29 protein-coding genes are annotated in these 26,835 nt (G+C 43.2%); 13 read left to right on the forward strand and 16 right to left on the reverse strand.

Annotated features, from left to right (window positions below):
• Positions 1-7 precede the first annotated feature (7 nt).
• Positions 8-394 carry a penicillinase repressor BlaI gene (blaI, locus tag AC2EXB_RS10285; RefSeq protein ID WP_483601281.1) on the forward strand — a complete coding sequence of 129 codons (387 nt, stop codon included), beginning with the start codon at positions 8-10 and terminating at the stop codon, positions 392-394.
• Positions 395-454: 60 nt separating this feature from the next.
• Here the strand turns inward: blaI and AC2EXB_RS10290 are convergent, their stop codons facing one another.
• From AC2EXB_RS10290 to AC2EXB_RS10300, 3 genes are all read right to left on the reverse strand, one after another.
• Complete coding sequence (locus AC2EXB_RS10290) at positions 455-709, reverse strand: DUF1871 family protein (protein ID WP_483601282.1); 255 nt, start codon at positions 707-709, stop codon at positions 455-457.
• A gap of 122 nt (positions 710-831) precedes the next feature.
• A complete protein-coding gene (locus tag AC2EXB_RS10295) occupies positions 832-1,467 on the reverse strand; it encodes a hypothetical protein (protein ID WP_483601283.1) in 636 nt (211 codons plus the stop codon).
• A gap of 16 nt (positions 1,468-1,483) precedes the next feature.
• Positions 1,484-2,329: a PhzF family phenazine biosynthesis protein gene (locus tag AC2EXB_RS10300; protein WP_483601284.1), complete on the reverse strand. Its 846-nt coding sequence runs from the start codon at positions 2,327-2,329 to the stop codon at positions 1,484-1,486.
• Positions 2,330-2,721: 392 nt separating this feature from the next.
• Between AC2EXB_RS10300 and AC2EXB_RS10305 the strand changes: the two genes are divergently transcribed.
• Entirely contained in the window at positions 2,722-3,921 is a 1,200-nt protein-coding gene (locus AC2EXB_RS10305; RefSeq protein WP_483601285.1) for an MFS transporter, read from the forward strand.
• A 283-nt stretch (positions 3,922-4,204) separates the two neighbouring features.
• On the opposite strand, the gene AC2EXB_RS10310 is transcribed toward AC2EXB_RS10305, so the two are convergent.
• The 5 genes from AC2EXB_RS10310 to AC2EXB_RS10330 form a co-directional block, all read right to left on the reverse strand.
• Complete coding sequence (locus tag AC2EXB_RS10310) at positions 4,205-5,209, reverse strand: potassium channel family protein (protein ID WP_246808970.1); 1,005 nt, start codon at positions 5,207-5,209, stop codon at positions 4,205-4,207.
• Between the two features lie 376 nt (positions 5,210-5,585).
• The gene (gene resA, locus AC2EXB_RS10315; protein WP_483601286.1) at positions 5,586-6,137 is read right to left on the reverse strand and encodes a thiol-disulfide oxidoreductase ResA; all 552 of its coding nucleotides are present in this window, start codon (positions 6,135-6,137) and stop codon (positions 5,586-5,588) included.
• 40 nt (positions 6,138-6,177) lie between these two features.
• Entirely contained in the window at positions 6,178-6,885 is a 708-nt protein-coding gene (locus AC2EXB_RS10320; RefSeq protein WP_203332932.1) for a cytochrome c biogenesis CcdA family protein, read from the reverse strand.
• Between the two features lie 105 nt (positions 6,886-6,990).
• Complete coding sequence (locus AC2EXB_RS10325) at positions 6,991-7,431, reverse strand: disulfide oxidoreductase (RefSeq protein WP_203332933.1); 441 nt, start codon at positions 7,429-7,431, stop codon at positions 6,991-6,993.
• Positions 7,431-8,114 (reverse strand): DsbA family protein, encoded by a 684-nt coding sequence (locus tag AC2EXB_RS10330; RefSeq protein WP_203332934.1) that lies wholly within the window; start codon positions 8,112-8,114, stop codon positions 7,431-7,433. Before AC2EXB_RS10330 ends, AC2EXB_RS10325 begins: the two co-directional genes overlap by 1 nt.
• Positions 8,115-8,431: 317 nt before the next feature.
• Here AC2EXB_RS10330 and AC2EXB_RS10335 point away from each other — a divergent pair, with 317 nt between their 5' ends.
• The 5 genes from AC2EXB_RS10335 (at position 8,432) to AC2EXB_RS10355 (ending at position 14,399) form a co-directional block, all read left to right on the forward strand.
• Positions 8,432-9,046, forward strand: coding sequence for a CadD family cadmium resistance transporter (locus tag AC2EXB_RS10335; RefSeq protein ID WP_203333311.1), 615 nt, complete (start codon positions 8,432-8,434; stop codon positions 9,044-9,046).
• A 79-nt stretch (positions 9,047-9,125) separates the two neighbouring features.
• Positions 9,126-9,491 (forward strand): ArsR/SmtB family transcription factor, encoded by a 366-nt coding sequence (locus AC2EXB_RS10340; protein WP_203332935.1) that lies wholly within the window; start codon positions 9,126-9,128, stop codon positions 9,489-9,491.
• On the forward strand, positions 9,484-11,904 hold the full coding sequence (locus AC2EXB_RS10345; RefSeq protein ID WP_483601287.1) for a heavy metal translocating P-type ATPase: 2,421 nt from the start codon (positions 9,484-9,486) through the stop codon (positions 11,902-11,904). Before AC2EXB_RS10340 ends, AC2EXB_RS10345 begins: the two co-directional genes overlap by 8 nt.
• A 229-nt stretch (positions 11,905-12,133) precedes the next feature.
• Positions 12,134-13,552 (forward strand): dihydrolipoyl dehydrogenase, encoded by a 1,419-nt coding sequence (gene lpdA / locus AC2EXB_RS10350; protein ID WP_203332936.1) that lies wholly within the window; start codon positions 12,134-12,136, stop codon positions 13,550-13,552.
• A 184-nt stretch (positions 13,553-13,736) separates the two neighbouring features.
• Positions 13,737-14,399, forward strand: a complete 663-nt coding sequence (locus tag AC2EXB_RS10355) for a class I SAM-dependent methyltransferase (protein WP_203332937.1) — start codon at positions 13,737-13,739, stop codon at positions 14,397-14,399.
• Positions 14,400-14,722: 323 nt separating this feature from the next.
• On the opposite strand, the gene AC2EXB_RS10360 is transcribed toward AC2EXB_RS10355, so the two are convergent.
• The 7 genes from AC2EXB_RS10360 to AC2EXB_RS10390 all read right to left on the reverse strand — a co-directional run bounded on the left by AC2EXB_RS10360 (position 14,723) and on the right by AC2EXB_RS10390 (position 20,606).
• Positions 14,723-16,072 carry a dihydrolipoyl dehydrogenase family protein gene (locus AC2EXB_RS10360; RefSeq protein ID WP_483601288.1) on the reverse strand — a complete coding sequence of 450 codons (1,350 nt, stop codon included), beginning with the start codon at positions 16,070-16,072 and terminating at the stop codon, positions 14,723-14,725.
• Between the two features lie 379 nt (positions 16,073-16,451).
• Positions 16,452-18,092, reverse strand: coding sequence for a mercury(II) reductase (merA, locus tag AC2EXB_RS10365; RefSeq protein ID WP_034781970.1), 1,641 nt, complete (start codon positions 18,090-18,092; stop codon positions 16,452-16,454).
• 16 nt (positions 18,093-18,108) lie between these two features.
• Positions 18,109-18,489 carry a mercury resistance system substrate-binding protein MerP gene (merP, locus tag AC2EXB_RS10370; protein WP_203332939.1) on the reverse strand — a complete coding sequence of 127 codons (381 nt, stop codon included), beginning with the start codon at positions 18,487-18,489 and terminating at the stop codon, positions 18,109-18,111.
• Between the two features lie 16 nt (positions 18,490-18,505).
• Positions 18,506-18,808, reverse strand: coding sequence for a mercuric transport protein MerT (merT, locus tag AC2EXB_RS10375; protein WP_034781975.1), 303 nt, complete (start codon positions 18,806-18,808; stop codon positions 18,506-18,508).
• Positions 18,805-19,077, reverse strand: a complete 273-nt coding sequence (locus AC2EXB_RS10380; RefSeq protein WP_483601289.1) for a hypothetical protein — start codon at positions 19,075-19,077, stop codon at positions 18,805-18,807. The genes merT and AC2EXB_RS10380 overlap by 4 nt, the downstream gene beginning before the upstream one ends.
• Positions 19,078-19,090: 13 nt before the next feature.
• A complete protein-coding gene (merR1, locus tag AC2EXB_RS10385) occupies positions 19,091-19,489 on the reverse strand; it encodes a mercury resistance transcriptional regulator MerR1 (protein WP_204892387.1) in 399 nt (132 codons plus the stop codon).
• A gap of 598 nt (positions 19,490-20,087) precedes the next feature.
• On the reverse strand, positions 20,088-20,606 hold the full coding sequence (locus AC2EXB_RS10390; RefSeq protein ID WP_204892388.1) for a transcriptional regulator: 519 nt from the start codon (positions 20,604-20,606) through the stop codon (positions 20,088-20,090).
• Between the two features lie 218 nt (positions 20,607-20,824).
• On the opposite strand from AC2EXB_RS10390, the gene AC2EXB_RS10395 reads away from it, so the two are divergent.
• The 6 genes from AC2EXB_RS10395 to AC2EXB_RS10420 all read left to right on the forward strand — a co-directional run bounded on the left by AC2EXB_RS10395 (position 20,825) and on the right by AC2EXB_RS10420 (position 25,847).
• Positions 20,825-21,076 (forward strand): PLD nuclease N-terminal domain-containing protein, encoded by a 252-nt coding sequence (locus AC2EXB_RS10395; RefSeq protein ID WP_204892389.1) that lies wholly within the window; start codon positions 20,825-20,827, stop codon positions 21,074-21,076.
• The gene (locus tag AC2EXB_RS10400; protein ID WP_204892390.1) at positions 21,051-21,941 is read left to right on the forward strand and encodes an ABC transporter ATP-binding protein; all 891 of its coding nucleotides are present in this window, start codon (positions 21,051-21,053) and stop codon (positions 21,939-21,941) included. Before AC2EXB_RS10395 ends, AC2EXB_RS10400 begins: the two co-directional genes overlap by 26 nt.
• A complete protein-coding gene (locus AC2EXB_RS10405) occupies positions 21,938-22,705 on the forward strand; it encodes an ABC transporter permease (protein ID WP_204892391.1) in 768 nt (255 codons plus the stop codon). The genes AC2EXB_RS10400 and AC2EXB_RS10405 overlap by 4 nt, the downstream gene beginning before the upstream one ends.
• A 19-nt stretch (positions 22,706-22,724) precedes the next feature.
• Positions 22,725-23,438: an ABC transporter ATP-binding protein gene (locus AC2EXB_RS10410; protein WP_204892392.1), complete on the forward strand. Its 714-nt coding sequence runs from the start codon at positions 22,725-22,727 to the stop codon at positions 23,436-23,438.
• Entirely contained in the window at positions 23,431-24,984 is a 1,554-nt protein-coding gene (locus AC2EXB_RS10415) for a hypothetical protein (RefSeq protein WP_204892393.1), read from the forward strand. Before AC2EXB_RS10410 ends, AC2EXB_RS10415 begins: the two co-directional genes overlap by 8 nt.
• Before the next feature lie 647 nt (positions 24,985-25,631).
• Complete coding sequence (locus AC2EXB_RS10420) at positions 25,632-25,847, forward strand: hypothetical protein (protein ID WP_483601290.1); 216 nt, start codon at positions 25,632-25,634, stop codon at positions 25,845-25,847.
• A gap of 237 nt (positions 25,848-26,084) precedes the next feature.
• Here AC2EXB_RS10420 and AC2EXB_RS10425 read toward each other — a convergent pair whose 3' ends face one another.
• Positions 26,085-26,774 carry a Na-translocating system protein MpsC family protein gene (locus AC2EXB_RS10425; protein ID WP_483601291.1) on the reverse strand — a complete coding sequence of 230 codons (690 nt, stop codon included), beginning with the start codon at positions 26,772-26,774 and terminating at the stop codon, positions 26,085-26,087.
• Positions 26,775-26,835: the final 61 nt, after the last annotated feature.

Genomic DNA, 26,835 nt, shown 5'->3' on the forward strand with positions numbered 1-26,835 from the left:
GAATAACGTGGAGAAAAACATCCCAAGCATTTCAGCGTCCGAATGGGAAATCATGAACGTCCTATGGGATAAAGCTCCTCAAACAGCAAACGACATCACCCTCGCATTGCAGGAAAGCACCGACTGGAAACCGAAAACCATCCGCACGCTGCTGGATCGATTGGTTCAAAAAGAAGTTGTCGCTGTAAACAAAGATCAGCGCGTCTACACTTTTTCCCCGCTCTATACCCGAGAAAAGTATCAGCGCGCGGAGACTGAATCCTTTGTAAAACGCATCTACGGAGGTACGCTAAAATCCATGCTGGTCCAATTTATCCAGGAAGACACCTTTTCTGATGAAGAAATCAGTGAACTGCGTTCGATGCTCGATAATAAACCCAATAAGCAAGAATAGCAAAAAGCGATTTGGAAATTTCCAAATCGCTTTTTATGCGAGGTGCAGCAAGATGCCAGCCTATATTTTCTTGACCTCCGCCCATATGTTCAACGCTGCTGGATAACATTTTTCGACGGAGATAAATATTCCAAACCATTTGATGAAAACCTGTCTAATGCGTAAAGCCAGTTCATCAGCTGATTTCGCTTCAGGCAGGAGGGCTACAATGTCTTTCATTTCAGGATCATATTCATCCTCGTACCAATCCGGGTCCATTAAGCCAATTGGATCCCATTCATCGATAATCTTTTTTACGATTTTATATTCATCCATAGCTGCCACCTCCTTTAAACCTTCCCCTCCTCTTCCTCTTTTGACGTATATATTGGAGGTTAGTCGATTTGAATGAAACCTATGAGTTTAAAGCCGCTCCTTAAATATCGTGAACCATTCTTTTATACACTGAAGTTTTCTATATCCAATTGAATTGCTTTAAATTCTTTTGCGATAATATATGACGGTCCTAACCGGAGAAGCTTGAACTCCTCAGGGTGCTGCATCTCTTTTTGCATCAGCAGGGAAGTCGAAAATCCATAGGCCTCCAATAGCTCCCGATAAGCTTCGGTTAAAATTTGCGGGGCCATAGAGAACAAGCCATGGTTGCCGTTTAGCAACTTTTCTAAGTCTCCAGCACCTGCATTTATGTTTACGTATTGGCTAAGAGGAATTAAATTTTCCGTGAGGCTGCAATGCTTTAAATACAAAGCTCCTATAAGCGCTAAAATCTCCTTGGGTTCTCCTCGAAAGTAAAGCTCGATCAACGATTCGTGATAATCCCAGAGAAATGGATGGTCATTTGTCACCTCAAACTCCTCTTCTTCCCAGGAGATAAAGGACTCGAGTCGATAATCTTGCCAGTTCAGGCACTGGATTAGCCATTGCTCCACTAATTTTCCTTCTTCAGCTTCTTCTATATAAATAGAACATGTCAGGATCAAACTGTCTTCGTCTTGCTGAAATTTAGTAAATTCTATATATAAATCTGATTCATAGTTGCCGCTGTTAATTGATCGCCTAATTTTTTCAATCATTGTTCGACCTCCTCACTTATAAATTCAAATACTTCAATTCACAAAAATACCCTTTTCCGCCAACACGGACTTTTTCTACTTGCTCCCATTTATTGACCGTTAATTTTACTGCAATTTCAGATGGTGAATTCAAAGAGTATCCTTGATCGAAAATATACTCTTCTTTTTGCAAACCCAACCGTTCGTAGAGGTAGCAAGCCAATGCCGCGTTTGAAGTTCCAGTTGCGGCTTCTTCATTGATGTCGTACAACGGAGCAAAGTTCCTGCAGACGATCCGGTTCCCTTCAAAAGCATACAAATGCATCCCGACTACCTGGTAGGCCTTACTGATAGCTTTGATTTTTTCAAAATTGGGATTCACTGTCCGTAATTGAGTTTCAGTTTTAATGGGAATGAGTATGTCTTTTAAGCCCGTTGAAACAATTTGTATGGGATGTTCAGGTTTTATCGCTTCCAAATCAAAGCAGCCGATCAACTCATTTGGAGGGATAACTTCATAGAATTCCGGTTTATTTTGTTCCATATATATCAAATCATCTTTAATTGTAATAGACAGGACCCCGCTCTTAGTTTCAATCGTATAGCGATCCTTAAAAATCTTATGTATATGCATTAAGATTGCAAACGCACCGATGGTCGCATGTCCGCATAACGGCACTTCTTCTTTTGGCGTGAAATATTCCAATTTGTAATCAGCCATTTCCGACTCTGAAATAAAAGCCGTTTCCGCAAAGCCTAACTGCTTCGCAATTTCCATTTTTTGAGCAGTTGTCAATAGTTCCTCCATGAATACGACGCCTGCTTTATTTCCACCTTTCCCGTCTTTACTAAACGCACTGGCAACATACACAGCTATGTTCATTCGACCACTCTCCTTTTTACTTTCCAGAAACCATAGCATAGATAGGGCTATTTTTCCTTTGCCTTTATATTTTTTCTCCCTAATGGATTATTATTAAACTTTCTCCATTATAATGCTTTCTGTTTCCTTTAACTGAAAGATCATAACTTTATCGTGTCGGTTTTCCTTTTTCTTTTCATTACTTTATTTTTATATCCATTCTTTGCTATTAGAGCTATATGTTTCTAGCTTTTCATAGGTATAATGGAAACAATCAAACTTTTCGATAAATCGAAGTCCCCCAAGATTTATCTTCAACCGGAAAGGAACTGCTATCATGCCCATTCGTCCAATTTGATAACTCCCCTTTAGTAGAAATCATTTAAGAAATGAACTCTTGGGGGAACTGAATCATGAAACTGAATCGAAATTTCAACTTATTGCTGACCGGGCAATCACTTGCCAATATAGGCGATGTCCTGTACATTGTCAGCATCATTTACGTTATTTTTGAATTGACCGGATCAGCTACTGCAGCTGCTTTTGTGCCATTTACTATCACCAGCTCAATGTTCATCTCAAATGCCTTGACGCCTTTGCTGATGCAGCGGTTCAATCTGAAATGGCTATTGGCATGTTCGCAGATGGGAAAAACCATCCTGCTTCTTGTTTTGGCATTCTTTCTGCCGCAACTCTCATTGTCTAATTTTTACGGACTGTTTTTGGTCATTAGCCTAGTCGCCTTATTGGACGGCTGTGCCAATCCGGTGACCCAGTCCCTCATTCCGAACTATGTGAAGAGCGAACAGCTGCTGAAAGCGAATGGCCTTACGGAAACGGTTACCCAGCTGATCCAGACCACCATGTGGTTTGTTGGCAGCTCCTTGTTGATATGGCTCTCTGCAAATGAATTGGTCTGGTTGACAGCTGGCTTGTTTTTGGTTTCCAGCCTGCTCCTAAGCTTTTTAGAAACTGTCGACTTTGCCCCTTCGAAGGCACATGGGAAGTGGCAGCAAATCACCCAAGGCTGGCAGACCGTCTCCACTTCGCCTGTACTCAAACGAATTGTCTGGATGGATGTGTTAGAGACGATTGCTGGCACGGTTTGGATTGCCGCGATTCTCTATGTCTTCGTCAGTGATGCCCTAATGGCAGGTGAAAAATGGTGGGGATTCATTAACGGCGCATTTTTCCTGGGATTGATTGCGGGCAGTCTATTTTGTCTACGGTTTTCAGAGTGGATCGAACAGAGACTCAGCCACTTTATTTTTATCGGAGCCATCTCCAGCAGCCTAGTCACCATCTTCTTTGGATTGACAAGCCTGCCGTTGGTAGCATTGCTTTTTTCTTTTTTGGTTGGAGTTTCAGGCCAACTCAAAAACATTCCGCAACAGACGGTCGTCCAGACAAGTGTTCCAAAAGTTCAATTGCCGACCGTGTTTACCACACTCGGAGCAATTGGTACGGGAACCTTCGGGATTGCTTCTCTCTTAATGGGTGTTTTAGCAGATGCATTTGGTATTCGGGGTGTCTTCATCTTATCCGGAATTTTATTGGCTATCGTCAGCTTGATTGCTTACAAAGGAAGAATCCTCTTGCGGCGAACGGTGTAAGGACTTAATACAAAAAGGAGACATTCGACAATATTCTGAATGTCTCCTTTTTGTTTGTTAGCTTTCGATAACGCTTAGAAATGGAAACTTCGCTCTTTAGAAGCTCAATTACAAAGTCTGGTATATAAGCTTATCAATGTATGATTATTTCCAGCAAATTCAATTTCTTTTTCGGCTCTTCGAAGTTAATGGAATCAAAGTGGTGAATGTAATTTAACTGCACTTAGGTTACATTCAAATCTACTTGACTAAAACATGCACATCCCCACTTTAGTTGAAGTATCTACCTCTCTCCTTTTTCCCCTGGCCATTCCCGGTCTTCTTCTTGAACTAACCGCAGCAATTTTCTGCGGTGGTCTTCGCGAGCCTTCACTTCCTCTTCAAAAGCTTCCTTAGAAACAGTGGGCAAATGGGCGGCTTGGACTTCAGCTAAGTCAAGACGTGGAGGCAAATTATCAGGAGCATTGTCCATATCTCCTTCAAATGTATTTAAGTAACTGACAATCCCCGAGCGAACCTGCTGCAAAAGGAGTTGATTGGGCACATTCTCTTCCGGGATGCCAAATTGCCAGATGGTTACCGCATCATCTAATTGTGCCAATACCGGCGCTATCGCTTTTCCCGAATTCTCACTATAGTAATATTGCAGAATCGGGTAGGCCTTCTTTTGTTCAGCTATACTGGACAATTGGGCGGCAAATGTATTCAAAAGCAAATCCACATTCCGAAAATTTTTCCCATTCCATGAGTTTTTCACCATTTCCACGCCACTTTTCCCCATAGCCGTGACACTATCGGCAAAAGAACGTTGTTGCGTTACAGAATTAATCACGGAAAGTATGTAAGTGACACTCATGGTAATCAATAGCATCCCAGTTCCGGAAGCAAGTATGGACGCAATTTGCCACCCTCCTTCTTTCGGGCTGTATTCCCCATTTCCTAATGTGATGATGCTGTAGCCGGTATAGTAAATTCTTTCTACCCAAGAAACCGGATGATTATCGGTTGAATCCAAAATTGAAGTCCCGCTTCCCGCAAATATGAATGTCCATCCCATCCATATCAATAAAATCCATAAATTAATCGTAAGCGTAATGATAAGCGGACCGGAGAAGCTGAGAAGTTTTGGAACTTTTTTGCTCATTCGCTTCAAACTCTTCCACGTAATCGCAGCCAATCGATTCGTAAGCGGGCCGGCTCCTCCGTCCACCCATAAGGTCGTCCATAAAAAATCCAGAATTCCTGCTGCTAACAAGAAAATCCCTATGAATAAATAAAAAATTTCCACTGCCGTTCCCCCATTTCTTCTTTACTAATTCCCTACCCTCTCTTCCTCAATTTGATAGGTATTGCAACAAACAATTTTCTTTTTAATAGATTCAAAGATTAGAAATGAACCATACATATTAAAAACCTAAGTTTCCTACAAATAGCGTTCCTGATAGTCTACTTATCCAAACAAAAAGAAGAGAAATAACTTGTTAGTTACTTCTCTTCCGATAATCCCTCATATGTAAACATCAATTCAAAGCAGTTAAAATTCTACTCCTTATTCCGGAAAGCCATAGTTAAATAGAATAAAGCGCCTAAGGAGTTCCTTTCTTAGACGCCATTTGCTGTGAAACCATTCGTAAATATAGTGGTTCCACTAAAAGAATACTCTTTCAAAGCTCTGCTGGTTTAATCTGTTCCATATAGCTTTGAATGTCTTCCTCCGACATTTCACCTGTAATGATCTTCTCGATTTTCCCCTCTGAATTTACTAATAGAGTAGTCGGCAACGGGCGAATATTGTAGGCTTCCATCACACTTTTGTCCTTGTCGATGACAATCGGGAACGTTAAATTCCGCTGTTCGGCAAATTGTCTCACTTCATAATCCGACTGAGCAATGTTGACGGCCAGTATCTCCACGCCCTGATCTTTGTATACTTGGTATTGTTTTTCCATCAGCGGAAATTCTTTCTCGCACGGTTTGCACCAAGTTCCCCAGAAGTTCACGAACACCCCTTGTCCTTTATAATCCGACAGCTGATGCCGTTCCCCGTTCAAATCAGTCAATGCAAAATCGGGTGCCATATCTCCAACCTGCAGCAAATCATTTTTCTCCTTTGTGACCCCGTTGTAGATGGTGAAGGCAATAGCTCCGACTAGGACAAGCAAGATGCTTGTCCTCATTATCAAACGATTCTTCTTTTTCTTCTTTTTAGCAGTCATATAGTGTCACACCCTTTCTAAGTATTTTAAGTCCGGTCTGTTAAAATCCGGTGAATCCACCCGTGAATTGCGATAGAAAAGCGATGATTTCAGTCATCATGTCAAAGTAAAGTAAAACGCCCATCAGAATCATCAGTGCTCCGCCAACTGACATGAAAAGAGCACTTCTCTTCTTCAAGAAACTCATTTTCTCAATAAATAACGACATTAAGAGAAAAGGAATCGAAAAGCCCAGGACATAAAACAGCATGTAAAGGAGTCCACGGTCCGGGTCCGCTACTCCGAGCGCAATCACGCCCGCCAGTATTGGACCGGTACACGGCGTCCATCCAGCCGCAAAACCGATGCCGATCAGGACAGAACCGGCATATCCGGAAGGTCTTTTCTGAAATTGGATTTTTTTATCCGAAAGCAGAAAATCAAATTTCAAAACGCCTGTTAAGACCAACCCGAAAAATACCATCAAAATAGCGCCTAGTTGGCGTAAAAGGACTTGATATTCCAAGAAGAAGTTTCCGAGAAGCGAAGTTGATAAACCCAACGCTAAAAAAATGATAGAAAATCCAATTAAAAATAAAATCGTGTGAATCAACGCGGTGCTTCTCATCATTCCCTTGCCTTCTTTTAAATCATTGACCGAAACTCCGGTAATATAGGATAGAAAAGCCGGATATAACGGTAGGGCACAGGGAGAAATGAATGATAACAGTCCAGCGCCAAACGCCAGCAATAAACTTACTTCAGCCATAAATTGATCTCCTTTTTGGTGATTGAGTTGTATATTACCTTAACTGACCTATCGCCGCCTTTTGTAAAAAAAGATGGACCGTAATTGATTGTCAGATGCGGTTTATCAATTCACTCTTTTCTTCACGATTAAAATTAACATCGCAATACTAATTAAGAGAAAAGCAACAAGGGCAAGGAACGGAATGGTGATGAACCCCAGCCAGTTGATATATTCCGCGCTGCAGGGAACCCCACTCACACAGGGGCGAATCCCTCCAAATCCTGAAATCTTTTGCTCCATGTAATGCATGACCGAGATACTTCCCCCGATAACCGATAACGGCAGGGCATAACGGGCAATCTTCCAATCGTTCTGGAACGTCGCAATCCCTAAAATCAACACGAGCGGATACATGAAAATCCGCTGGAACCAGCAAAGGTCACACGGGATGAACCCCTTGATCTCACTGAAATACAGACTGCCGAGCGTCGCCATCAACGAGACGAACCAAGCCCCGTACAGCCAGAAGCCACTTTTATCCGAGTGTTTGTGGGTCTCTTCCATTAGTTTTCCTCCGCTAACGCTTCATCAATCAGCGCTTTGATGGCATCGTAATCAAATGGATCTTCCAACGTCTGTCCATTGACGACAATTGTCGGTGTCATAGCTACCCCATGCTCTTCTACCAAAGTCTTATCCGCATCCACTTTATCCATCGTCTCTTGCTGTTCCATGTCCGCTTTCATCTGGGCTTGGTCAATGGCTGGAAATCCGGCGGCCACTTCCAGGGCTTTCTCCGGTGTCAGCCAGGCAGCATCATGATTTTCAGACGGCTGTGCCGCGAATAAGGCTTTGTGGAAGTCCCAATAGGATTCCGGGCTTTGTTCGTAAACGGCTTCAGCTGCCAAAGAGCCCACGACCGATTCATTGCCATGGAAGAGAACATTGATATAGGAGAATTTCACATCTCCTGTGTCAACATAGTCCGCCACCAGCTGCGGATACACCATTTCTCCCCATGCTTTACAGGACGGGCACTTGAAGTCGCCAAATTCGATGACTGTGACCGGTGCACCACTTTCTCCAAGTGTTGGCTGGCCAGTAATATCAACTCCAGCGGTTTCCACTGATGAGGTGCTTTCCTGATTTGTCAATACTACGATTGCTGCGAGAATCCCAACTGCCACTAACGTCAGGAGAACAGCGAGCTTCATCCCCGATTGTTTCTTCTTATTGTTCTTCTTCATAGTAACCCTCTTTCCTATCGTGATTTATCAATCAATTACTCGGCATCGTTCCCACATACATTTTCTAGCATTCATAGAAATAGAATGCTTAACAGGACAAGTCCGGATTAGCTATACCAATTTTCCGATTCGCCTTGCCGCTTGTCACTCCCTGTTCATTCTAACAAGCCTGTTCAAATATTAAAACAATCATTTGAATGTATAATTGACAATCTAGCGAAATATTTGTACACTTGCATTAATCAAACGTTCGTTTGAACGTATAACTATTAGAAGGATATTAGTTGGCTCTAGTATCCACAAAGGAGTTGGTGGAGCTGATTACGACAATTTTTTCCGCTGTTGCAGCTTACGTTGCGACCAGCATTGATTATGTCATCATTTTGTTGATCCTGTTTTCGCAGACGATGAAAAAAGGTCAGTTAAAATCCATAGTCATCGGTCAATATTTGGGAACAGCCATATTAGTGGGTGTCAGTCTATTGGCTGCGTATGGCTTGACGCTCGTACCGACTCACTGGGTCGGCCTGCTCGGTCTCATACCGATTTATTTGGGAGTCAAGGTTTGGAAGCGAGAGGAAGAAGAGAACGACGAAGAGGATCTCCTGTCCCGCTTGTCTTCCGGCAAGTCCAATCGCTTGTTTGTCACCATAACGGTCATTACACTGGCGGCTGGCGGGGATAACATCGGTGTCTACATACCCTACTTTTCAACCTTAAATCCAAGTGAAACCGTTGTGATGCTTGTCGTCTTTGCCATTATGATCGCTATTTTGTGTTACCTCAGTTACCGTTTGGCATCCGTTAAATCGGTCTCTGAAACGATTGAAAAATGGGAACGCTGGATTGTGCCGGTTGTCTTTATCGGACTCGGCATCTTGATCATGGTGGAGAACGGGACATTCCGTTTCCTTTGGAGTCTGGTGAGCTGAAGTGATTTTTCTCTTTTTCTATTCATATAGAAGAAAAGCTTGCTGCAAAAAATTAAATTGATGAAAAGGGGAAAATAAAATGAGTAAAGATACGTGCGAAATTTTATGTGTGGATGAGGAAAAAGTAGAGCGAGTCCAGCAACAACTTTCGGAACAAAATCCGTTGGAAGTGGCGAAAATTTTCAAGGCATTATCTGATGATACAAGAATTAAAATTGCTTATGCCTTATCGCTGGAAGACAAACTCTGTGTCTGTGACGTCGCCAATATCATCGGCTCTTCTGTGGCGACCGCCTCCTACCACCTGCGACTGTTAAAAAATATGGGTTTGGCAAACTACCGCAAAGAAGGGAAATTGGTTTACTATTCATTGGACGATGCGCATGTGAAACACCTCGTACAAGTGGCCTTCACCCACCAGAAGGAGGGTGTCAGCGTTGGTTGAAAAAGCAAAGATAGAAGAAGAAAAAACCGTCTACCGTGTGGAAGGATTTTCCTGCGCCAACTGTGCCGGGAAATTCGAGAAGAACGTCAAAAATCTTTCCGGTGTTGAGGATGCAAAAGTAAACTTTGGCGCTTCGAAAATTTCCGTTTACGGTGAAGCGACGGTCGAGGAACTGGAAAAAGCTGGCGCTTTCGAGAATTTGAAAGTGGCACCGGAAAAATCGAAACGCCAAACAACTCCGGAAGCAAAAGTCGCCATTGAAGAAAAGAATGTCTTCCGGGTGGAAGGCTTTACGTGTGCGAACTGTGCCGGGAAGTTTGAGAACAATGTCAAGCAAATTCCTGGTGTCCAAGATGCAAAAGTGAATTTCGGGGCTTCGAAGATTTCTGTGTATGGGATGGCAAGCGTTGAAGAATTAGAAAAAGCCGGCGCTTTTGAAAACTTGAAGGTCGCTCCTGAAATCACAAGTCGGCAAGCTGGTCCGAAAACGGAAACTGTTAAAACGACAGCTATAAAAGAGAAGAAAGTGCCGTTCTACCAAAAGCACAGCGTCTTGCTCTATTCCACCCTGTTGATTGTCTTCGGGTACATTTCCCAGTTCGTAAACGGGGAAGATAACCTGATGACGTCCCTCCTGTTCGTGGCGGCCATTGTCATTGGCGGGTACTCGCTCTTTAAAGTCGGTTTTCAGAATTTGATACGCTTGGATTTCGACATGAAGACCCTCATGACGGTCGCCGTCATTGGGGCAGCCTTCATCGGCGAATGGGCGGAAGCTTCCATCGTGGTCATTCTCTTTGCCATCAGTGAAGCATTGGAACGCTATTCCATGGACCGGGCCCGACAATCCATCCGTTCGTTGATGGACATTGCCCCGAAAGAGGCACTCGTCCGGCGCAATGGACAAGAACAGTTGATTTCAGTGGACGACATTGCTGTCGGGGATACCATGATCGTCAAACCCGGACAAAAGATTGCGATGGACGGTATGGTGGTCAACGGCTATTCGGCGGTCAATCAGGCAGCAATCACCGGTGAATCTGTGCCCGTCGGCAAAACGGTGAATGATGAAGTCTTCGCTGGCACGCTGAATGAAGAAGGTCTGCTCGAAGTCGAAGTTACTAAATTGGTTGAAGACACGACCATTGCAAAAATCATCCATTTGGTAGAAGAAGCGCAAGGCGAACGGGCTCCTTCACAGGCATTTGTCGATAAATTTGCCAAATATTATACACCGATTATCATGGCCGTGGCTGCGTTAGTTGCCATTGTCCCTCCCCTCCTGTTTGACGCCAGCTGGGAAACCTGGGTCTATCAAGGTCTGGCTGTTTTAGTGGTAGGCTGTCCGTGCGCTTTGGTCATTTCCACACCAATTTCGATTGTATCTGCTATTGGTAATGCAGCGAAAAAAGGCGTTTTGGTAAAAGGCGGCGTGTACCTGGAAGAAATGGGTGCCATCAAAGCGATTGCGTTTGACAAGACCGGCACCCTGACTAAAGGGGTCCCCGTTGTCACGGACTTTGAGGTATTCAACAAGAGCATTGATGAAAAAGAACTGCTTTCCATCGTCACAGCGCTGGAGTATCGCTCACAGCATCCCCTTGCTTCGGCAATCATGAAAAAAGCGGACGCAGAGAACATTTCTTATTCTTCGATCTTGGTCGAGGACTTCTCTTCCATCACCGGCAAAGGAATCAAAGGAACCGTAGAAGGCATCACGTATTATATCGGCAGCCCGATTCTCTTCAACGAGCTGGGTGCCGCAAGTGCCGATAAGAACATGGAACAAAATGTCGCAGCTCTTCAAAATCAGGGCAAGACGGCGATGATCATCGGAACGGAACAAACTATCCTGGCAGTCATTGCTGTGGCAGATGAAGTCCGTGAATCCAGCAAGGAAGTCATTCAGAAGCTGCATCAGATGGGCGTCAAGAAGACGATCATGCTGACGGGCGACAACAAAGGGACCGGTTATGCCATCGGCCAGCAAATCGGCGTCACCGAAATCCAGGCCGAACTGATGCCGGAGGATAAATTGAATTTCATCAAACGCTTAAGAGCGGAATACGGCAACGTCGCGATGATTGGAGACGGCGTGAACGATGCTCCGGCACTCGCGGCTTCTACTGTCGGAATTGCCATGGGCGGTGCTGGAACTGATACCGCTATGGAGACCGCTGATGTGGTCTTGATGGGCGATGATTTGAGCAAACTGCCGTTCACGGTGAAGTTAAGCCGGAAATCATTGAACATCATCAAAGCGAACATCGCATTTGCGATTGGCATTAAAGCGATCGCATTGCTACTTGTCATCCCGGGTTGGTTGACGCTATGGATCGCCATTATGTCGGATATGGGTGCTACCCTTCTGGTCGCGCTCAACAGCTTACGGCTAATGCGCGTAAAAGAGTAACGAAAAGAGCTTTCCAGCCAAATGGAAAGCTCTTTTCTGAAATACATACTATCGCTCATCCAGTCTGCAGCACGATCTTATTTAATTCTTGAGATAAAGGGTATGGAGTTTTAGAAGGGGCTTCCCTGTCACGAAGCAGCACATTGTTAGTGCAGTTCCTCATTTGCGATATAAAATAAGCAGAATCCTCATTTTATTCAATGACCAAATGCTAAAGGAGGAAACAGAAATGACTGAAGAAGCAAAAAAGGATATTGATTTATTGGTGATCGGAGCCGGGTCGGGCGGCTATGTGGCGGCCATTCGTGCTGCACAGCTCGGGAAAAAAGTGGTGTTGGTGGATAAGGCCGAATTAGGCGGAGTTTGCTTGAACCGAGGGTGCATCCCTTCCAAAGCGCTGATCAGTGCTTCTGAACGTGTAAAACATATCCAGCATGCCGGCTCTATGGGCATTAAGGTTTCGGGTGAAGTGGTCGTAGACATGCCGGAAGTCGTGAAATGGAAGGACGGCATTGTGAACAAACTCACGAGTGGGGTCCAGACCTTGCTGAAAGGCAATGGTGTGGAAGTCATTAGCGGTGAGGCTTACCTGACTGAATCACAGCAGGTAAAAGTCAAAACTGCAGACGGAGAACAGCTCTATACCTACAAAGATCTGATTCTGGCAATCGGTTCCCTGCCGACCGAACTGAAAAGCCTGCCGTTCGATCAAGAACGGATTCTCTCGTCAACAGAAGCTCTGACACTCCAAGAAGTACCGAAACATCTCGTGGTGGTTGGCGGCGGGTATATTGGATTGGAACTCGGAACAGCCTATGCGAAATTCGGGGCCAAAGTGACCATCCTGGAAGGAACGGATACCATTCTTCCGGGAACGGACGCTGCGCTGACAAATGTAGTAAAACGCCACTTAAAAGATTTGGGAATCACCGTCATCACCAAGGCTATGGTCCAAGGCGGTGAAAATACGGGTGAAGAAGTCGATGTCCGGTTCCAGGTAAATGGCAAAGAAGAAACCATTACCGGTGATTACTGCCTGGTTTCCATCGGGAGAAAACCGAACACCGGAAAAATCGGCTTAGAAAATATTGATGTGGAACTTGATCAACGTGGGTTTATCAAGATAAATAACCAATGCCAAACCACGATTGACCATGTGTACGCAATCGGCGATTGTGCAGGCGGTGACCTTCTTGCCCACAAAGCGAGTTATGAAGGCAAGATTGCTGCAGAGGTGGCAAGCGGACAAAAAAGTGTGATTGATTTCCAAGCGATGCCGTTTGTTATCTTCAGCGATCCGGAAGTGGCGTATACTGGATTGACCGAAAAAGCGGCAAAAGAACTGGGCTATGAAACGGTTTCCAGTCGTTTTCCGTTCCAGGCGAACGGCCGTGCCTTATCCATTTCCGATGCCGATGGTTTTGTACAGATTGTGGCCGAAAAAGAGACGAAAAGAGTGCTGGGCGTCCAGATGGTCGGACCGGAAGTGTCATCCCTCATTGCCGAAGCGGTCTTTGCGATTGAGACCGGAGCGACTGCCGAAGACCTCAGCCTGACGATTCATGCCCACCCTACGTTGCCCGAACCATTGATGGAAGCTGCGGAAGGTGTCATGGGCCACCCGATTCATATGTTGAATAAAAAATAATTTATAGCGAACACACATCAAGACCGGCCTGCACATTCATAACGTAGGCCGGATTTTTTACATTGGTGTATTTGTGGCCTACTGGGGCGACGATTAACAGACTAGATGATCAATTTGCTCGCTGTTCCCACACAACAGTTCCTTATGACGAAAAATCTACTTATATTGAAAGGATGCGATCTTCATGAAGGCAGACAAAAAAGGAGCCTATATACCGGTACTCAAATATCATTGGATGACCCGGTTCTATGATCCGTTAATTCAATGGGGGATGCAGGAAAAGAAGTTGAAAATGCACCTGGTCCATCAAGCAGCCCTTCAACCCGGGGAAGTGGTAATGGATCTGGCTTGTGGCACAGGGACGCTTGCTCTTTTTCTTCAACGTTCACAACCCGGAGTGCATGTGGTTGGAGTCGACGCTGATCCCGAAATATTAGCCGTTGCCAAAAAGAAGGTAAAGGAAAATCAAATTCATCACATCCGATTTGAGGAAGGATTTTCCGATCGGCTTCCTTTTGCCAATCATCTATTTCATCATGTCTTCACCAGTTTATTTATTCATCATTTGACGCTAGAGAAGAAGAAGGAAACATTTGAAGAAGTTCATCGGACACTCAAATCAGGCGGTCAGTTTCATCTTCTGGATTTCGATAAACCGCAAAATGGCTTGATGCGTGTTGCCTTCTTCCCCGTCCAATTCCTAGACGGATTTGAAACCACTTCCCCTCATGTCAAAGGCATTATTCCGAATCTCTTGAAAGAAACCGGGTTCGCTGCAATTGAAGAGACGGGGAAATTTTCAACCGTGGTTGGCACATTAAGGGCATACAGAGCTTTTAAGCCATAAATTTCTCGATATTCAGCTACTTTCTTTCACCTTACGTACATGCATTTTCTATATATCTATTTTCATTAAATTCACTTTGTAGTCATGAGGAGTAAAACTTAAAAAGGTTATTAGAAAAGCGTTCGTAAAAGTACACTTATACAAACAAAAATGGGAGAAGATATGCTTCGAACTACCTCTTCTCTCTTCATATTAAAGAATTTTCACGTAACATAACGTAAATTAGGCGCTGCTTGAGATTATAGTAAAATGGATTCCTTAATAATTCATACTGACCCATTTAAAGTTTGTCTTTATTTTATTCTTTTGCCTAATTCATTATCTTATAGCATATACCCTAGATCGGAAGCCGCCGTTGGATAGGCATAAATCATCTGCTTAAGGTCCTTTGTCGCCAAATCAAATTGTATAGCTGTCGCAAAATGATTGATTAATTCATCTGCTTCCTGGCTGATCAAATGGGCACCCAGTATTTTGTCGGTTTGTTCATCAACAATGACTTTCACCATCGCATATTTTTCGTTAGTGCGCTTGTAAGTGTACCAGTCTGATGTATCAATTTTATTCACTTTGATTTGATGACTTTTTTCCCTCGCCTGTTCTTCGGATAATCCTACAGAAGCCAGTTTTGGCAGTGTGAAAACTACTGTCGGCATCACTTTGTAATTAGGCGACCGGTGATTTCCTTTGAGCAGATTCGATGCCACCACATGCGACTCCATCGATGCAATCGGGGTTAACGGAAGGCCCGCTGTTGCTGCTGCATCCCCGGCTGCGTATACTCTTGGGTTGCTGCTGCTTTGAAGGTATTCATTGACGGAAACGCCTCTTTTTTCGCGTTCCACATTGCCTTTTTCCAGCTGCATATCTTCTAGGTCAGGCATTCGTCCTGCGCCATGTAGAACCAGGTCGCCTTCCCAGTGAACCGGCTGGCCGTTATTCGACCCGTTTACGATGTAAGAGGAACCCTTCTTTTCAATCGAATTTACCTCCGTATTGAGATGCAGATGAATACCAATCTCTTTCGATTTCTCCATCAGCAACCCGACCAGTTCAGAATCAAATTGCTCAAGTGGGCGATCTCCCCGGTGGATGATATGCACTTCTGACCCTGCCCGGGCAGCGATATGGGCAAACTCAAATGAGATGTATCCGCCGCCGATAAACACCATTTTCGCTGGAAGCTCATCCAATTCCAGGAATTCGTCGCTATACGTGAGATGTTCCGTCCCTTCAATAGGCAATGGGGCCGGTTTGGCTCCATTCGCAATCAGAATATGCTTTCCGGTTAAGACATCTTCGCCTACTTGAATTTTCTCTTCATTCAAAAAGGAAGCTCGCCCATGAAAAGTGTGAATCCCTGCTTTTTGAAAGTTCTCCACTCGGTTATCCGGCACGGGTTCAGTAAAGGTGCGTTTAAAAGCCATCAATTCCGGCCAATTGATGCTGGAACCGGAGGTGATGCCGTTTCCTTTCATTCTGTCGATGCCGTCAATCATTTCAGCAGCTCCCACCAGCACTTTTTTCGGATCGCATCCCCTCAGTGCACAGGTGCCGCCGAAAGGCCGTGAATCAATTATTGCGACTTTCCATCCCGCGTTATTGCACTTAGAAGCTGCAGCGGACCCACCTGAACCGGTTCCAATGACAATCAAATCGAATTCTTCTTCCATTTCTCTCATCCTCTCCATGTAAAAAAAGAAATCGCTTTTCCTTTTTCCCTTCTATAGTGCTAGTCCTACTATTCCACCGCCCGTCCTGTCAAAAACCATGTACCTTGTTCATGGTTCAGTTTGTTTTCCTTTCACCTGAAAACCTTTCAGAACGGAGATGGCTTTACATGTGTCATTTTTTCTGCCCAACTGGCTAAAATAATAAGCCTCTCAAAACAAAAGGGACAAATCAAATGCGATTTGTCCTTAAGCCCCTGTTATTCCAATCTTCTTTCGATTGAATTTCAGTTATTTTCTCAGCTGATTTCTTTCTGTCTCATTTTTCATTAAGAGACCTATCCCTTATCTCTTTGCTGGCGATATTATCCTGGCCGATTCGTTAGCCGGCACAGCAAGACAGTTTGCTGACATCCTTGTCCAACGTGATGGCGGCCAGTTTCAATCCTTCAGCCATTGTCAGGTATGGGGCCATCGTATTTTTCAGATCTTCTGCGGTCAAGCCGAACTGTACGGCCAGTGTGGCTCCGTAAATTACCTCTCCCGCATTTTCAGCCACGACATGTGCCCCGAGAATTTTTCTTGTTTGCTGATCGACCACCAGTTTAAAGACACCGCTTGTTTCACGGTTCACTAGAGCTCTTGGCACGTTTTCAAGTGGCAGCACGGAAGTTATCACTTCGTACCCTTTATTCCGGGCTTGTTGTTCCGTCAGCCCGACTGTTGCAATGGCTGGGGTAGTAAACGTCACGCCCGGAACAAACCGCAAATCTACTTTCTTATTTGCCGAACCCAGTGCGTTCTCAACTACAATCCCACCTTCATAAGCAGCCACATAGACAAACTGCGGGCCTAAGGTCACATCTCCCGCTGCATAGATGTCGGCGTTGCTGGTCTGCAGATAATCATTGACCGCTACTTCCCCTCGCGGGCCAATCTCAACCCCGGCCTTCTCTAAATGGAGGGAATCCGTATTCGGCCGTCTTCCAGTGGCAACCAGCACTTGATCCGCTTCAATTACCTGTTCCTGACCGTTCACTTCAATATGAATTTTTTTCATATCACCGCTCTGTTCGACCTTCTTGTAGGTGACTCCCTTGACGAATTTTAGGCCATGCTTGGTTAAGGCTTCATCGGCGGCTTCCGAGATTTCCGGATCGTATTCTTTCAGCAGCCGTTCACTCCGCTGCATCATCGTCACATCGGACCCTAAGTTATGAAACAGCTGGCCCAGTTCCATCGCAATGTAACCTGAACCGATAACGGCCAATTTTTTCGGCACTTCTGTTACCTCCAAAGCGGTGGTACTTGTTAAATAGTCTACTTCGCTAAGTCCCGGAATATCCGGAATGGACGGGGCTGCCCCTGTCGAAATCAAAAATTTCGCTGCGGTATAGGCCTGCCCATTCACTTCGACTGTTTTTTCGTCCCTAAAAGCGGCTTCTCCGCGGATTAGCTCAAATCCGTATTCCTCAATCAGACCGATGTATTTTTGCTGTCTCATCCCGTCGACAAGCTCGTCTTTTTGCCCGGTCAACGCAGCTAGATCAACCGGTCCGGCGTTTGTCTTCAAACCGACAAATGGGTTGTTGCTGGCCAAGTGATTGATTTCCCCCGCACGAAGCATCGTTTTGGAAGGAACGCAGCCAATGTTGACGCACGTGCCGCCAACAATGTCCCGTTCGACGACCGCCACTTTTGCCCCTTTTTCAACGGCTTTGATGGCAGCTGAAAAGGCAGCTCCACCCGAACCGATAATCAGCAAGTCATAATCAAGGGACGAATTGTTTGAAACAAACTCGTTTTCTTCGGCTTCCACCGTCGCTTCCCCCGCTTGATACCCCGACTCGTCGATTGCCTGTTTCGCCTTCTCCAGTTTCCCTTCAGCGATTTCAAACGTCGCTTGTTTGCGGCGGTAATCGACTTCAATTCCTTTTGCTCCTGCATTCGCAAGAGCAGCCGCAACATGTTCTTCACAACTTGTGCAGGTCATTCCCTGAACGTTTACGTGAACTTTTTTCATGTGAAAATTCCTCCTTTTATTCGACGGGTAGCCCTATGTCTGCAACCGCCGTCTTAATGGCATTCAAACTGGTTTTCGTCTCATCAAAAGTGACTGTCACTTCCGCCGTGCTTCCGTCAACTTGAATATCCGTTTTACCGGCACCTTCTACTTCGGCAATGGCATCTTCCACGACAGATGGCGGGCAGCAATCCATAAAAGCCGTAACCATGAATACACCTGTCCCTTCGGTTGCCACTTCCGCGTTTCCACCTTTCTGTGCGGCCGCAACACCCATTTCCACTTTACTCCCCGATTCTTCCGTTGGCGGTTGTTGAACTTCTTGCCCGTTACTGCAAGCACTGATCACCAACAAAAGAGATACCACCATCATAATCCCAATTAGCTGTTTTTTCATATAAATTCCTCCTCTTTTATATTCCGCCCTCGACTATGAATAAAAACAGAAACATGCCGAAAACAAGAAACGACGTAATCCATAAACCAATGACCGAACTTTTCCTTTTCCCTTTTCTTCCATACACCTTATAAAAGGAGTAAGCAAGGAGAAAAAGCGTTAAGACGCTAAACAACAACCGGTATTTTAATGAATAGAAGGCTAATGCTCCTGCAAGACCTGTCAGTCCAAGGGGAAGAAAAATCAGCGGACCTAGGCAACAGGCAGCCATAGCAAAAGCCGAGAATACGGCAGCTAACTGCGGCACTTTTTCCTTCATGATTTTATCCTCTCCAAGCTGCAGCAATCATGTATTGGCGCGCTTTCTTTCTTTGTTTCCTTTTTTGATTCTGGATCAATTTTCCGCCAGCCCTTGAAAAGAGCAAAAACGAATAACAAACCCATCAAGATGAAAATAACATCTTTAAATTCCATGATGTACGACCCCAGTGCGGTTCCTGCAAACAAGGGAAGCAGTAAAACCAAGTGGCAGGGACATGTGATTAATGCGACAAAAAACCAGCCTGAACTTTTCAATGTTTTTTTCATTCTGTTTCACCTCTTATTTCTTCATCAATGTTTCAATAATGGGGCATTCGTAGATATCCTTGTTTTCGGGACACCTTTCTTTAAGATCACTTAACATCCGTTCAATTCGCTGCAAATCTTCAATTTTCCGTTGAATGTCTTCTATCTTGAGCACCGTAAAATCATACATATCCCGACACTTTGCTTCATCGCGATCGACGACTCCAAGCAACTTATCAATCTCCTGTAGAGTAAATCCTAGTTCCTGCATCCGTTTAATGAAACTCAATCGATCGACTGTTTCCAAACCGTACATCCGATAGCCTTTTTCAGTGCGATCAGGCTCTGGAAATAAGCCGAGACGTTCATAATATCGAATGGTCTCCTTGTTCACACCGCATTTGTCAGCCAGTTCTCCGATACGCATTTGCATGCCTCTCACCTCACTTGTCATATTCCCCTCTAGTCGAGTACAGGATCTACACTTGCTTGAATACATTCCTGTCTCTTTTGAGTTGCAACGTTATGTGCAGGATTTTCCTCGATATATACAGAATAAACCCTGTACCACGGTACAAGGTCAAGTATATTGATTCTTTTTAATTTTAATTCTTCAACAAAGTGAACCTAAATGGTCCGTGTGTAAAAAAATAAAGGAAGAGAAAATGTCTCTCGGCCATCTTCTTTTTTTATCTTCTAATAACTGATCGTTATGGGAAGTATATTTATTTCAAAAAGAATGAGCTTCTTAATAGATGAAAGAGGCGATTAGGGAAGAACTGTAGAAAAAGCTGAATCTCCAATTTTTTCCGTAAGATCAGAGTTTTCTTTTTTTACACTCGTATAGTCTGAACGAAGTTTAGTAGTAGTGAAAATAAAAGCGTTCGTAAAAGTACACCTTTACGAACAAAAAGGGAGAAAAGAGGAGCTTTGATTGGCCTCTTTTCTCCCTGTGTATTCAAGCAACTTCTCATAATCCATCACATGTAAATAAATTTTGAAAAAGAAAAATTTCTCCCTCAAAGAGATAATCACGGAATAATTACTAACGAAACCGTGCGGTCAGTCCCTTCTTCCGTATCTTTCATATTATAATATTTTTCCATTAGTGTACTTAGCTCCGATTGAAAATCGTTAAAGGAATCATTTGTTAAGTTCAGTTTCACTAAGGAAAATGTGGATCGATCTGGTGACTGATTTTCAACACTGCTTTCATGATAGTTTTTATAGTTTTGTAAAATGTACATGAAAAAGTAGGTCACAAATTTTATTTTCTCGCTATAAGTAGCCGACAGCCAATCATCTTCGCTGATCTTGTAAGCTTGCGTATTCAAAGCATATAGCTTTTCTTCAACTTTTCCAATACGATTTATGCCAACGATTTTTAATAAATCATCCCCAACCATTGAATTTACGTGTCTGTATAATGTCGCTTGCGATACATCTTTTAATAATTTATTTAACTGCATAATCGACATTCCTTCATCGACATCTATTAATTCCAACGCTATTTTAAACCTGACTTGGTTTTTGAATAAATCAAATTCCATTATATATTATCCCCTTTTTCTTTAAGCTTAGTTAGCTATTATATATTCTTTCTTCTAATTTACCAACTTCTCTTAAAATTCCAACTTGGTCTCTTCTTCAAAAAGCCATTAAAATAAAGTTCTTTCTAAATTTCTTACTAAATCATTTTTTAAATAAAATAGACTAGTTGACTTTTCAATTATCATTATCGATAATGATAATTGAAGGAGGGATTCATTTGAATACAGATATGACTGCTCTACTGGAAATTGATTGGGCACAGATTCTCCCTTTCGCCTTGCCAATTATTTTATTAAACCTATTACTGATTGGGGTCGCGCTCTATGATTGGTTCAAAAGAAAAAATCTGATTTCCTCACCGTATATTTGGTTGGTCGCCATTATATTGCTCCAATTGCTCGGACCGATATTGTATTTAGTGATTGGAAGGAGAATGATTCGAAATGATTACAGTGGTGAAGCTTCATAAGACGATCAAAAAAAGAAAAATTTTGAGTGATGTCACCTTCTCGATTGCAGAAGGCGAGTGTGTTGGTTTGTTGGGACCGAATGGCGCTGGCAAAACGACGCTCATCAAATGCATGACCGGCATTCTGCAGCATGAACAAGGGGACATTACGTTCAATTCCAACCCTATCGTGCAACATAAGAAAAATATTGGCTATCTGTCCCAACATACGGACTTCAAACCTTGGATGACCTGTGAGGAATCGCTCTTTTTCTTCGGAAAATTGTCGGGCTTGGACAAGACATTTTTAAAGGGGAATATTTCAGCGGTTTTAGAAGAAGTTGGGCTTAAGGATAAGGAAAACTACAAAGTGGAACAATTATCCGGCGGCATGAAACAGCGGCTCGGGATCGCCCAGGCCATTTTGCACCAACCGCTGTTGCTGATTTTGGATGAACCGGTTTCAGCGTTGGATCCGATTGGCAGAAATGAAGTAAAAAAGTTGATCGCTCGCTTAAAGAAGCAAACGACCATCATCATTTCGACGCATATATTGGACGACGCCAGCGAATTTTGCGACCGGTACATTATCATTAAAAATGGAATGATTGTCGGAAACATAAACGATGTACTTCAGAAATCATACCGCAAACAAATTCTAGTTAAGACGGGGAATGTCCCGCAAACAAGTGAAGCATTGAAAAGTTCTGAGGTCGAACACGTTGAATGGTTATCACCAAACACCTTTCTTTTAACGGGAGCTGAGGAATTGGATTTAAAGAAAGTCGTAAACGATTTCGCTGCAAAAGAAATGGATATTACGTCCATTGCGTTTTATGAAAGAGGGATAGAAGAAATTTTCCTGGAGATGGTATCGGACACATGACAAACTTTTATACATTAACGCGCACTGAACTAGTAGAAGCCGCAAAAGAATTTAAGTTCATCTGGTTAACGCTGTTTTTCGTGATCTTGGGCCTTACCCAACCGCTAATCACTAAATACATGGACGTTATCCTCGAAAACGTTGGCGGTGCCGACGGCATCACCATCGATCCGAACCGGCCGGTACCAAGTTCTGCCGAAGTTCTTTTGTCGACCATTTCCGGCCAATTCAATCAAATCGGACTCATCATCTTAATTATTAGTTTCATGGGGCTGATTGCAGCCGACCGCAACAGCGGCATGCAAGATTTCATATTGACCCGCCCCGTCTCCCTGCGCTCCTACCTATTGTCGAAGCTGGCGGGCCATTGGGCAGTCAGCATGTTCAGCATCTCCATTGGAGCAGCCGTTTCTTATGGTTACACCATTTTCTTATTCGGTTCTTTCTCTTTTTCAAGCTTTGGACTGTTTCTGCTGTTGTACAGTTTATGGATCCTCTTCGTGGTGAGTCTGGCCATCTTGATCAGCACCTTTGTTAAGAGCCCCATCCTTATCGCTGTCACAACAATCGCCGTTTCTATTTTCTTTATTCTGATCAAGGGGTTCAACCATTTCTTGTTCCAGCTGTCACCAGGCGGTATCTTAAACCTGGCGGAGAACCAGTTGCTGTCGGTCCGGGACTTGAATTACTTCAGTATCGCAACCTGTTTGGCATTTATTTTACTGAACCTTGCATGGGCCAGTAGGAATCTGAAAAAGTTTTAATTGAAGGAGAATCGTCTAAATGTTATTAATAAACAACCTAACCAAGTTATACAAAGGATCTGAAAAAGGCATTAGGAACTTAACTTTAGATTTGACGGAAGGCGATATTTGCGCCTTCATCGGCATGAACGGAGCTGGAAAAACAACTGCCATCAAATCCATCGTGGGCATTCACAGTTTTGATCAAGGCGCTATTGAATTTGATGGCGTGAGCATAGAGAAAAACCCACGAGAATTTAAACAGATGGTCGGTTACTCACCCGACACTCCTGTGCTCTACGGGAATATGACGGGGTATTCGTACCTTGAAATAATCGGAAGCATCTATCAGATTGATAATGCGACGATAAACGAGCAATTGAACACCTTGCTGAAAAAGCTCAATTTCGGCAGTGCTATCCATGAGTTGATTTCTACCTATTCGCATGGCATGAAACAAAGACTCGTGCTTATTTCCATCCTGATGCACAATCCAAAGCTGATCATATTGGATGAACCCTTTGTCGGACTGGATCCGAACGCCACTTATTTTTTACAGGAAGAAATGAAAAAACGGGCTGCTGAAGGATCCATTGTGTTGTATTCGACCCACGTTTTAGAAGTAGCGGAAAAGCTCTGCAACAAAGTGGTCATGATCCACAACGGCGAAGTGGTCGTCAATGATACGATGATCAATCTATTGTCCGAAAGTAGCTTAGGTGAAAAATTCAGGAGCATCACAGCACATGAGTAAGCTCATCCAATTGCAAAAGTATATCTTAGCAAATGATTTTCAATTTTCCAGATTGGGATTATCCACTAACCAGGACGACCGAAAGCACGCTGTTCTTACGTTGGCAGGCTATTGTGCCGCTGTTGTCATGGCCATCGGCTATATTGTCTATATCGCTTTTGATTTGTACAGCAACGAAGAATCTACGTTGTTTTTTCCGATTCTTTCGTCCATTTTGTTTTGGACCCTGGGATTCTGGACCATCTTAAGCGGCATTAAGAAAATGATTGTTTCGTCAGATACTGAATTTATTTTCAGCCTGCCCATTCCATTGTGGCAAGCCAAGCTCTTTAATGTAATCAAACTCCTGATCCTTTATTTCTTCATTGCTGCAACTGCCATTTTTGTTGGCATCTTGTTGCATATGTTCATTATTCCCAACTTCTGGTTCGTACTATTATCCAGTCTTCTTCTTGTGGTGATACTTCCTCTACTAGTTATCACAACAACATTCATCATTTCATTAACAGTAAAAATTCTTCTTAATTTTTTAACCATCCATAGTAATGTAATCGAAGCTTTGCTTACAATCTTTTTATTCCTTTCACCTCTTTTGTATATCACGTACAGCACTTCTTCATTGGATTACAAAGATATTTTTTCTATTAGTTCCCCACTCTACTTGTTCGGCATCATTAGCAACTCTACACCAGAATTCGGATTCTTTAACTCAGTGAGCTTACTAACAATAACCCTCGTTCTTGTTTTCATAACCGGATACATATTTACTAAAAGGCATGCTTTCTTAGCTGCAAGCTACTCTACTTCGTCAAAAAGAAAAGCACGTGATTCCAGCACGTTTTCTTCCAATAGTTTATTTAAAAATCTATTCTCAAAAGAGCTGAAACTATATCTATCATCTATCACCTATGTCAGCAATACAGTGCTTACACCTGCGCTATTACTAATGGGCAGCCTGGCTTATTTGTTCAATATTTCCTCTCTTTTGTATGACTACACCTTGGAACTGTCCTTCATCACGATGTCAAGCAAGTATATCTTCATTCTATTTACGACTGTATGTATTCTTTTGACCACAACCACGTCTTCAAGCCTATCTTTTGAAGGCCAAAGCATCTGGATTTTGTTGACGTCTCCGCTCTCTTTGATGGAACTTGCAAAAGCCAAGATGGCATTAAACGTGCTGCTTTTTGTACCAGGATTAGCTTGTGCTATTTTGGTCTATACTCAAAATTTCAGTTCATCGCTATTGGATTCACTGCTCTTCATTTCTTTTACACTCACTAGTTTACTGCTTATTAGCATGTTAGGCTTCTTTGTCAATTTGAAATTCCCTAATTACAACTGGTCCAGTGAGATGGAAGTAATCAAGCAGGGTAAATCCACTATAATCACCGCTATTATCAGTTCATTTCTTATCTCAATCACGGCGATTTTGATTCTACTAGATTTCAATTTCACATTCCAACTTCTCGTATTGGTCAATGTCTGTATAATTATAGTTTTAATTTACAAGCTAAGGGAAAGCTCGTTACTTATGGAATAAAGCAATTGGCACCAGAACCTTCGGAGTCCCTTCTCTCTTAATGTGGCTTTTGGGAGATGTACTTGGTATTCTTGCTTCTTCCCTTTACTCGGACTGTTTGGGCAGTAGGTAACCTCATTGTAAGTACTTATAATTATAGAAGGGAGATATTCAGTGGTTTTCTGAATGTCTCCCTTCTATATGTGCAGCTTCCGATAATCTGATGATATGTAAACTAAAAAGTATTTTAATTGTTAATTTATTTATACACAGATTTTTGAACAACCTAAATGTTTTTTCGTTCTTATGGATTTAATGAAGCCAAACGTTATGATTTTAATTATCCGTTACAACTTATAATGACAACAAGCAAAACTTTTTCCCTGTTTCTCTGTTTTCCTTGATTGGGCAAACTTATCATCTTCACTTTAAACTAGAAATCTATTAAAATAGACTTACTTGGAAAACAGTAGTGTTTCCATTTTAGAGGTAAACATTATTTATTTTAGAGAAAAAGTTTCGCTAAGAAATTGAACTGTATGAGCATACAACTTTATAATTGGTCATCTGTTGCAGACATTAGCGCTGCCAACAAAGCCGAAAAAACATCCAGATGGATGTTTTTTCGGCGTTTTTATTTGTAGTTAATAAAGAAGGAGTTGACCTATATGACATACTTTGTAGACCATTTAAAAAAACGAATTCATCGCCGCCAATTCGCAGGAGATTCGTGTGAATTCTTATCTACTCCCATTGAGAAGAGAGAGTTTACGGATTCCCTGGCATACATTCAGCAATTAGAAGAAAAGGATCGATATACCGAATGCCCGAAATGCCAGTCCTTTCAGAACTTACAAGAAGAGGATGAAGATAAACCGATTTAAATCAACTAAACGGAAAAATTTTCTCACAGTAACGCCCAAAAGAAAAGAAGGAACTTTCTTAAGCTCCTTCCCTTCTGAGCATTGGATCTATCTTAGCCGTTCATTTATTTTAACTGCCAAGTACAGCTAGGCAGGCAAATCAAATACTGATTTGATTGTATTATAAAATTTCTGCCTATAAGAGCAAGATTTTCAGTAACTTGAGGCATTGTTCCGGTTGCTCGCTGTCCTCTTTCACTATCGTTCTAATACAAATACAACATAGCCCAAATCTGTCTGAAAGTTCCAATCCAGAAAAATGGCACTGATGGGCTGCCTTAGGACTTCCTCAAGCCCGGCCTCTTTCATCAGGCGCTGTTCCAGCGGCCGTTTAGACAACTTCAATTCTTCCATATAGCCATTTTTGATCAATTCTTTTTCAATCTGGACCAGAATCCCGATTCGGCGAACCAGAATCATCCGGTCGCTCAGCCAAAACAAGTCCGTCGATTCGGGAAATTTTTCCGCGCGGTAGCTGGCCTCATTGACTCTTCGTTCAAAAGCCTCCTTGTTGATTTCATCCGGCCATGGAATCATTTCTTCTTTAGGCTCTTCCTCCATCACGCCGACAATCAATCCGGTCTCCTGTTCCAGGTTCCAGTCGGCATACAATTCGTTTACTTCAAGCTGTGCCACTTCCCTTAATCCTTCGATGATTTCGGGCTTCAGCTCCGCCATCATGAGGTTCCGGGTCTCCAGCACCCGTTTCATTTCCTGTTGCTTTATCTGAAGCCGTTCCATCGGCGCCAGGAAACCACGAATTTGGATGGCGATAAACGGGTAATTGACTGTAACGAAGACGCCCGAAGGGCCTTTTCCAAAATGCTTTCGCAATACTGTTGAGATAAAACCGCTTATTTCAGATTGAATACTCTTTTCCTTCGACAAACCAACCCCACCTTTCCACGAAGAAGCGTCCTTTCTCCTGCTATTCATTATACCGAAACCG

The sequence above is a fragment of the Planococcus alkaliphilus genome (genome assembly GCF_057031095.1).

Excerpts from the sequence above, each read along its gene's own strand:
- AC2EXB_RS10290 (WP_483601282.1), bottom strand. The coding sequence starts at position 709 with ATGGATGAATATAAAATCGTAAAAAAGATTATCGATGAATGGGATCCA.
- AC2EXB_RS10295 (WP_483601283.1), bottom strand. The coding sequence starts at position 1,467 with ATGATTGAAAAAATTAGGCGATCAATTAACAGCGGCAACTATGAATCA.
- AC2EXB_RS10300 (WP_483601284.1), bottom strand. The coding sequence starts at position 2,329 with ATGAACATAGCTGTGTATGTTGCCAGTGCGTTTAGTAAAGACGGGAAA.
- AC2EXB_RS10305 (WP_483601285.1), top strand. The coding sequence starts at position 2,722 with ATGAAACTGAATCGAAATTTCAACTTATTGCTGACCGGGCAATCACTT.
- resA (WP_483601286.1), bottom strand. The coding sequence starts at position 6,137 with ATGACTGCTAAAAAGAAGAAAAAGAAGAATCGTTTGATAATGAGGACA.
- AC2EXB_RS10320 (WP_203332932.1), bottom strand. The coding sequence starts at position 6,885 with ATGGCTGAAGTAAGTTTATTGCTGGCGTTTGGCGCTGGACTGTTATCA.
- AC2EXB_RS10325 (WP_203332933.1), bottom strand. The coding sequence starts at position 7,431 with ATGGAAGAGACCCACAAACACTCGGATAAAAGTGGCTTCTGGCTGTAC.
- AC2EXB_RS10330 (WP_203332934.1), bottom strand. The coding sequence starts at position 8,114 with ATGAAGAAGAACAATAAGAAGAAACAATCGGGGATGAAGCTCGCTGTT.
- AC2EXB_RS10340 (WP_203332935.1), top strand. The coding sequence starts at position 9,126 with ATGAGTAAAGATACGTGCGAAATTTTATGTGTGGATGAGGAAAAAGTA.
- lpdA (WP_203332936.1), top strand. The coding sequence starts at position 12,134 with ATGACTGAAGAAGCAAAAAAGGATATTGATTTATTGGTGATCGGAGCC.
- AC2EXB_RS10355 (WP_203332937.1), top strand. The coding sequence starts at position 13,737 with ATGAAGGCAGACAAAAAAGGAGCCTATATACCGGTACTCAAATATCAT.
- AC2EXB_RS10360 (WP_483601288.1), bottom strand. The coding sequence starts at position 16,072 with ATGGAAGAAGAATTCGATTTGATTGTCATTGGAACCGGTTCAGGTGGG.
- merA (WP_034781970.1), bottom strand. The coding sequence starts at position 18,092 with ATGAAAAAAGTTCACGTAAACGTTCAGGGAATGACCTGCACAAGTTGT.
- merP (WP_203332939.1), bottom strand. The coding sequence starts at position 18,489 with ATGAAAAAACAGCTAATTGGGATTATGATGGTGGTATCTCTTTTGTTG.
- merT (WP_034781975.1), bottom strand. The coding sequence starts at position 18,808 with ATGAAGGAAAAAGTGCCGCAGTTAGCTGCCGTATTCTCGGCTTTTGCT.
- AC2EXB_RS10380 (WP_483601289.1), bottom strand. The coding sequence starts at position 19,077 with ATGAAAAAAACATTGAAAAGTTCAGGCTGGTTTTTTGTCGCATTAATC.
- merR1 (WP_204892387.1), bottom strand. The coding sequence starts at position 19,489 with ATGCAAATGCGTATCGGAGAACTGGCTGACAAATGCGGTGTGAACAAG.
- AC2EXB_RS10390 (WP_204892388.1), bottom strand. The coding sequence starts at position 20,606 with ATGGAATTTGATTTATTCAAAAACCAAGTCAGGTTTAAAATAGCGTTG.
- AC2EXB_RS10400 (WP_204892390.1), top strand. The coding sequence starts at position 21,051 with ATGATTACAGTGGTGAAGCTTCATAAGACGATCAAAAAAAGAAAAATT.
- AC2EXB_RS10405 (WP_204892391.1), top strand. The coding sequence starts at position 21,938 with ATGACAAACTTTTATACATTAACGCGCACTGAACTAGTAGAAGCCGCA.
- AC2EXB_RS10410 (WP_204892392.1), top strand. The coding sequence starts at position 22,725 with ATGTTATTAATAAACAACCTAACCAAGTTATACAAAGGATCTGAAAAA.
- AC2EXB_RS10415 (WP_204892393.1), top strand. The coding sequence starts at position 23,431 with ATGAGTAAGCTCATCCAATTGCAAAAGTATATCTTAGCAAATGATTTT.
- AC2EXB_RS10420 (WP_483601290.1), top strand. The coding sequence starts at position 25,632 with ATGACATACTTTGTAGACCATTTAAAAAAACGAATTCATCGCCGCCAA.